The organism is Ensifer sp. ZNC0028, from assembly GCF_000799055.1.
Lineage (GTDB): Bacteria > Pseudomonadota > Alphaproteobacteria > Rhizobiales > Rhizobiaceae > Ensifer.
Window position 1 is genome coordinate 22,518 of sequence record NZ_JTLA01000099.1, and the last position, 6,738, is coordinate 29,255.

A 6,738-nucleotide genomic window follows, 5' to 3' on the forward strand; every position below is an offset into this window, starting at 1 on the left:
TCGCCGAGATTGTCCTCTCAGTCTTCGTAAACGCAGGGTGGATCACGAGGACCAAACGTCAAATGTCAAACGGATGGGAAGAGTCGGCGGCGGCCTGGATTTCCGGGCTGGGCGTCGAAGGGGATTTTGCGCGGCGATTCGTTCTCGATGCGCCCATGCTCGAACGGGCGCGGCAAAGCGGGGCAAAAACGGTCCTCGATGTCGGGTGCGGCGAGGGCCGGTTCTGCCGGCTGCTGACGGCGGAGGGACTGAGCACGGTCGGCATCGATCCCGCAGGGTCGCTCGTTGGCCAGGCGAGACGCCTGCATCCGGATGGTGACTATCGCATCGCACAGGCCGAACAATTGCCTTTCGCGGACGAGACCTTTGATCTCGTCGTTGCCTATCTCAGCCTCATCGACATTGCCGACCTGGAGGCGGCGGTCGGCGAGATGAATCGGGTTCTGCGCCCAGGCGGTCATCTGCTGATCGCAAACCTGACCAGCTTCTACAGCGCCAGCAATCCGACCGGCTGGCGCGATGGCGGCGATGGCAAGCGCAGCTTCACGATCGACCATTACATGGACGAACGGTCCGATTGGATCGGCTGGGGCGATCTTCGAGTGATGAACTGGCACCGGCCGCTCAGCACCTACATGTCGCTGTTGCTGGGAGTGGGCCTGCAGTTGCGCTATTTCGACGAACCATTGCCGCGGGGCGGCGACCCGGAACAGACGGATCTCTTTCGAAGGGTTCCCTCGTTCCTGGTCATGGACTGGCAGAAGCCGTAGTTCCGTGCCGCTCGCTCGCCGGTGCTACGAGCGGCAGAGCTCGCGGGCGTTGAGAACGCCCCAGCCGAACACGGGATCCTTGCCCGGCGCACCAAGATCCTGCGTCGTCTCGGTGACGAGCTTTGCGACTTCTGCCGCCGAGAGATCAGGATGCGATGCCCGCAGGATGGCGGCGGCAGCCGTGACGAAGGGGGCGGCAAAGGAGGTGCCGGTTCGCGGCGCTGCGCCCTCGATCGACGCCGCTGTCCAGACGCGGGTGCCGAGTGCCGCGACATCGATATGGTCGCCCCGCCCGGCGCGGCGATAGGGCTTGAAATTGCGGTCGACGGCGGTAACCGCGATCATCGCCGGATAGGCGGCAGGATAGACGGGTTTTGCCCGCGGGCCGTCATTGCCGGCCGCCGCCACCTGGATGATGTTCCGCTCGGCGACAAGCGCGACGGTCTTTTCGAGCAGCAGGTTGTGCGGCCCGGAGAGGCTCATGTTGATGACCGTGACCTTGCGCGAGGCCAGGAGGTCGATGGCACGCACGAGATCGTAGGTCTCGGCGATATCGCTCTCCCCGCCCTTGCGCTGAAAGGCGTCGACGGCGATCAGGTGGGCATTGCCGAGCAGCCCCGGCGCGCGACTGTCCCTCCGCCCGGCGATAAGGGCGGCAACCGCGGTCCCGTGCTGGCGCCCGGATTCCGGCGCCTCTTCCTCCGCTAGCCTGACGATGTCGAGCTTGACGTCCTTGAGCGAGGGATGGGCGGGATTGATCGCCGTGTCGATCAACCCGATCGGGCCAGCGGCCGTGCAAGCCGCGCTGGCGTCCGGCCAGCCGATGGCGGTGCGAACGAGCGCGCAACCACCGTCGGCGCAGGGAGCCGGTGAGGCGGCGCCTTCGTTCGGGTCGAAATAATGGTTGAGATCGGCGATCGCTCCGGGCGTCGCAGCCGCGACCTGCCGGCGGGCCTCTTCGAGCGCCATGCCGCGGGGCGCGCCGAGCTTGACGATCTCTGTCATCGAAAGCCCGATCGGCTCCCTTGCGCGCACCGTAAAGCCGCTTTCCGTCAGGCGCTGGACGGCGGCCTCGTCGAGGCCGAGCGCGATAATTTCGCCCGGCACATGGGTCGCCCGGCGGGCCGGCGGACGCTGGCGCACGACACGTTGCTCCGGCGTTCCGCGGAAAAGGTCAAGCAGGTTGCCGCCGCCTCCGCCCCAGCCGCCGCTCGAGCCGCGATCGCTGGAGCTGCGTGACGAGCCGCCACCACTGCCGCCATCGTCATCGTCGCCCCCATCGTCGTCGTCCGCCTGAGCCTGGCCGACCCAGGCAAAGCGAACGGCCGACTGGCCGTCGCTGCTGCCAAAGGAGAGGTCCCCCGCGCCCGCAGCCAGGCCGCACAACGACAGGACGGACATTCGAAACAGGCGGTTTTTCAAGGTTTTCTCCTTGTGCAACGGCATCCGAAAACGAAAGCTTACCGTGAATGAAAGGACCATAAGTGGTGACTTTCGGGTGTAGTTCCCATAACGCTCAACGGATGAATGGACAAATTATTCCACCGGGAACGAAGGGTTTTACCCAAAGAGGCGCCCGATGACGGACCCGACCATCGCCTTTGGTGAGCGGCTGGTTGCGTTTCTGCCGAACCTGCGCCGCTTTGCCATTTCGCTTTGCCGGTCGCGCGACGTGGCCGACGATCTGGTGCAGGCGGCCTGCGAAAAGGCGCTTGCTGGTTCGGACCGCTTCGAGGAAGGCACGCGCTTCGATGCCTGGATGTTCCGCATCCTGCGCAACCTCTGGATCGACCAGCTGCGCCGGCAGAAGACCGCCGGCCCGACGGAAGAGATCGAGGCGCAGGCCGAGCTCGCCGTTCCCTCCGGCGAGGCCGGGAGCGAGGCGCGCATGGCGCTGAAGAGCGTGGCGGCTGCGATCGACGGCCTGGTGCTCGAACAGCGGGAAGTTCTGATCCTCACCTGCGTCGAGGAGCTTTCCTACAAGGAGGCGGCCGAGGTTCTCGGCATTCCGATCGGAACCGTCATGAGCAGGCTGGCCCGGGCGCGTAAAAATCTTGCGGAGGCAACGGGAATAGAACCGCCGGTCGCGCGTTCACAGGACATGAGAGGCGGGACAAGATGAGCGACACGGAATTCAGCGATGAGATCTTGATGGCGTTCGCCGACGGCGAACTCGACGAGGAGACGATGCGTCGTGTCGAGGCGGCGCTGGAAGCGGACGACGAACTGATGGCGCGGATCGCGATGTTCATGGAAACGCGCGCCGCCGCAAGCGAGGCCCTGAAGCCGGTGCTCGACGAGCCGGTTCCGGACGAACTGGTTGCCAAGGTGCGAGCCATGGCGGCCGCGCAGAGCGACGCGCAACGCGCCGCGGATGCCCCTGCTACAGGCGGCGATAACGTCGTGGCCTTCCGGCGCCCTGCGGATCAGGCGGCGTTGCCGCACGCTGGTCCGTCGCGATTTCTGATGGCGATGGCAGCGTCGCTGCTGGTGATCGTCGGCGGCGCCGGCGGCTACCTGCTTCGTGGTGGCGGGTTGGCGGAGACCGGCGCCCTGCAGGTGGCCGGTACTGTCGGCCCCGCGCTCGCCGCCATCCTCGACAAGGCGGCTTCGGGGGACGAAGTCGCCGTTGGTGAAGGCCAGGGGACGGTCCGTCTGGTATCGGCATTCGAACTCGGCTCGGGGCAGCTCTGCCGCGAATACGAACTCGCCCGGCCCGGTGCGCCCGGCCTCGTTTCGGTCGCTTGCCGCAAGGCATCAACCTGGGAGACGCGGCTGGCCGTCGCCAGACCGGAAGGCGGAGACGGCTATGCACCGGCCTCCTCGCTTGAGACCGTCGATGCCTTCCTGACGTCGATCGGCGCCGGGCAGCCGCTCGATGCGGACGCCGAGAAGAAGGCGCTCGCCGGCACGAAGTAAACGGAGAATTCCAACGTCGGGCAATCGCTGCGCCGCTTCCGGACTCGTCCTAGAGCGGCACCGAAAGCCCGACCTTCACCGGATCCATCGTCACGAAGGTGCGGAAGCGCTTGATGTTCGCGTTGCCGAAGAACATGCGACGGGTGAAGGCCTCGTAATCGGCCATCGTCGGCACAATGACGACGAGCATGAAATCGACGTCGCCGGTGACGTAGTAGCACTGCTGCACCTCGGGTGCTGCGGTAAACGCCACTTTCGCCGCATCAAGCAGCGCGATCTGCTCGCTCTCGACCTCCACTTCGACGAGGATCGTCAGCGCCTGATTGACGCTGACCGGATCGACCAGGGCGACATTGGCGCGGATGACGCCGGTTTCCTCCATGCGCTTGATCCGTCGCTGCACGGCGGGCGCCGACAGATTGACCGCCTCGCCGATCTGGCGTTGCGGCGTCGTGTTGTCCTTCTGCAGGATGGCGAGAATCGCAAGATCGAAGCGATCCAGTTCGACCTGTGGCTTTTTCGACGGGGCCATAGTGCCTTTCGGTTCCTGCTCTCCGGGCGCCGAAGGTGGAACCCCACGTCACGGCACCCCATTCGCTTTACAAACTTGCATCCGCGCCGGCTATTTAGAGCGCATTTCTCGGCAGCGATGAAATAGATTTTCGCCGTCTACGGAGATTGCACCATGTTTCTTGCCAACACCCATGCCGATTTCGGCCACCCGCTACTGCCCGCGGATGCCGACATGTTGTCGCTTGCCGCCGCCGCCCGTGTCGAACAGCAGCTTGCGCGGCGCCCCGACCATCGGCCGACGCCGCTTCAAGCCCTGCCCGCTTTGGCGGACGAACTCGGTATCGCCGGCGTCTTCATCAAGGACGAAGGCCATCGCCTGGGTCTCGGCAGTTTCAAGGCGCTTGGTGGCTCCTATGCGGTGATCCGGCTGGTGCTCGAAGAGGCGGAACGTCGCCTCGGGCGCAGCGTCGATCTCGACGACCTGGAAAAGCCCGAGGTTCGGGCGATCGCCACCGCCTTGACCTTCGGCTGCGCCACCGATGGCAATCACGGCCGCTCGGTCGCCATGGGCGCTCGGCTGGTCGGCGCGAAATCGGTGATCTTCGTGCACGGAGGCGTCAGTGAGAAGCGCATCGAGGCGATCGCGGCCTATGGTGCGGAGATCGTCCGCGTTGCCGGGACCTATGACGATTCGGTCCGCGAGGCCGCACGCGTCTGTGACGAAAATGGCTGGACGGTCGTCTCGGACACCACCTGGCCCGGCTACGAGTACATTCCCGGCCTGGTGATGCAGGGCTATACGGCGCTGCTGAACGAGGCGCTGCGGCAGATGGAAGAGCCGCCGACCCATGTGTTCGTGCAGGCGGGCGTCGGCGGCATTGCCGCTGCCACGGCTGGGCATCTGGCGCTGCGCTATGGCGCGCAGCGTCCCCGTTTCGTCGTCGTCGATCCGGCGCGCGCCGCCTGCCTCTACGAAAGCGTCAGGGCCGGCCATCCGGTCAAGGTGGCGCATGGCGAGGCGACGATCATGGCCATGCTCGAATGCTACGAGCCGTCGCTCGTCGCCTGGCGTATCCTGTCACGTGTCGCCGATGCGTTCATGACCGTCGACGAGGAGGATGCCGTTTCGGTGATGAACCGGCTGGCGCGGCCCGCAGGCTCTGATCCAGCGATCGTGTCCGGCGAAAGCGGCGGCGTCGGCCTGGCCGGATTGCTGTCGGTTGCCCGTGATCCGGCGCTGCGCGACGCGCTCGGATTGACGGCCCAATCGCGCGTCTTCGTCATCAATACCGAGGGCGCGACCGACCCCGAGCGTTATGCCGCCCTCGTCGGCTTGTCGCCCGAGGCCGTCGCAAACACATCGAACGAGAGGAACTGAGCCATGGCGGGAATGGATTTCGACCGGCTTGTGAAGGACATGACCGCCTGGCGCCGCGACCTGCACGCGCGCCCGGAATTCGGCTTCGAGGAACAGCGCACCTCATCCTTCGTTGCGGCAAAGCTCAGGGAATTCGGGCTCGACGAGGTGGTGGAGGGGGTCGGAGGTACCGGTGTCGTCGGTCGGCTGAAACGCGGCAGCGGCAACCGCGCGATCGCGCTACGGGCCGACATGGATGCGCTCAGGATACCGGAGCAGGGAGAACTTCCCTATCGCTCGACGAAGCCGGGCACCATGCATGCCTGCGGCCATGACGGTCACACGGCCATGCTGCTCGGCGCCGCCAAGATGCTCGCCGAAGATGGCGGCTTCGACGGCACTGCCTGTTTCATTTTCCAGCCTGCCGAGGAGTGGGGCAAGGGCGCGCTCGCGATGCTCGACGACGGGCTGATGGAGCGCTTTCCCTTCGACGAAATCTACGGCCTGCACAATATGCCCGGGTTGCCGGTCGGCCGTTTCGAGACCCGGGTCGGCGCGATCATGTCGGCGGAGGACAATTTCGAGATTGTGCTGAAGGGCGTCGGCGGGCACGCGGCGCGGCCGCACTGGGGCAATGAAACGTTGGTTGCCGCCTGCGCCACCGTCGTCAATCTGCAGACGATCGTCTCGCGCCGCCTGTCGCCGACGGATATCGGCGTTGTCTCTGTCACCGAGCTTTTGACCGATGGCACGCGCAACGCGCTACCCGGTCTCGCCCGCATCCTCGGCGATGCCCGCAGCTTCCGGCCGGAGGTCAGCGCCAAGATCGAGACGGAGATGCGGGTGATCGCCAAGGGAACGGCGGATGCCTATGGCTGCACGGTTGAGGTCAACTACACCCGCGAGTTCGTTCCGTTGATCAACGATGCGGCCCTGACCGGCCACGCCTTTGCTGCGGCGGAAAGGGTGTTCGGTACTGCCAATGTCGCGACGGCCGCCGAGCCGATGACCGGCTCCGAGGATTTCGCCCGCTTCCTTGAACACGTGCCGGGTTGTTTCGTCTTCATCGGCAACGGCGAGGCATCGGCGCCGCTGCACAATCCGCGTTACGACTTCAATGACGACGCCCTGATCTTCGGCGCACGTTATCACGCCGAGATTATCCGCCATAGGCTGGGG

7 protein-coding genes are annotated in these 6,738 nt (G+C 65.6%); 5 read left to right on the forward strand and 2 right to left on the reverse strand.

Annotated elements, in window-relative coordinates:
* The first annotated feature begins 62 nt into the window (after positions 1-62).
* Positions 63-770 (forward strand): class I SAM-dependent methyltransferase, encoded by a 708-nt coding sequence (locus L981_RS22590; RefSeq protein ID WP_043621397.1) that lies wholly within the window; start codon positions 63-65, stop codon positions 768-770.
* A gap of 24 nt (positions 771-794) precedes the next feature.
* Here the strand turns inward: L981_RS22590 and L981_RS22595 are convergent, their stop codons facing one another.
* Positions 795-2,192 (reverse strand): S8 family serine peptidase, encoded by a 1,398-nt coding sequence (locus tag L981_RS22595; protein ID WP_245281693.1) that lies wholly within the window; start codon positions 2,190-2,192, stop codon positions 795-797.
* Positions 2,193-2,349: 157 nt separating this feature from the next.
* On the opposite strand from L981_RS22595, the gene L981_RS22600 reads away from it, so the two are divergent.
* Together L981_RS22600 and L981_RS22605 are read left to right on the forward strand one after the other, a co-directional pair.
* The gene (locus L981_RS22600) at positions 2,350-2,892 is read left to right on the forward strand and encodes an RNA polymerase sigma factor (RefSeq protein WP_043621403.1); all 543 of its coding nucleotides are present in this window, start codon (positions 2,350-2,352) and stop codon (positions 2,890-2,892) included.
* Positions 2,889-3,689, forward strand: coding sequence for an anti-sigma factor (locus L981_RS22605; RefSeq protein WP_043621405.1), 801 nt, complete (start codon positions 2,889-2,891; stop codon positions 3,687-3,689). Before L981_RS22600 ends, L981_RS22605 begins: the two co-directional genes overlap by 4 nt.
* Positions 3,690-3,738: 49 nt before the next feature.
* On the opposite strand, the gene L981_RS22610 is transcribed toward L981_RS22605, so the two are convergent.
* Positions 3,739-4,221 (reverse strand): Lrp/AsnC family transcriptional regulator, encoded by a 483-nt coding sequence (locus L981_RS22610; RefSeq protein WP_043621407.1) that lies wholly within the window; start codon positions 4,219-4,221, stop codon positions 3,739-3,741.
* A 153-nt stretch (positions 4,222-4,374) separates the two neighbouring features.
* Here L981_RS22610 and L981_RS22615 point away from each other — a divergent pair, with 153 nt between their 5' ends.
* Together L981_RS22615 and L981_RS22620 are read left to right on the forward strand one after the other, a co-directional pair.
* Complete coding sequence (locus L981_RS22615) at positions 4,375-5,580, forward strand: diaminopropionate ammonia-lyase (RefSeq protein WP_043621409.1); 1,206 nt, start codon at positions 4,375-4,377, stop codon at positions 5,578-5,580.
* Between the two features lie 3 nt (positions 5,581-5,583).
* A partial coding sequence (locus tag L981_RS22620; RefSeq protein WP_043621421.1) for a M20 aminoacylase family protein occupies positions 5,584-6,738 on the forward strand: 1,155 nt, incomplete at its 3' end.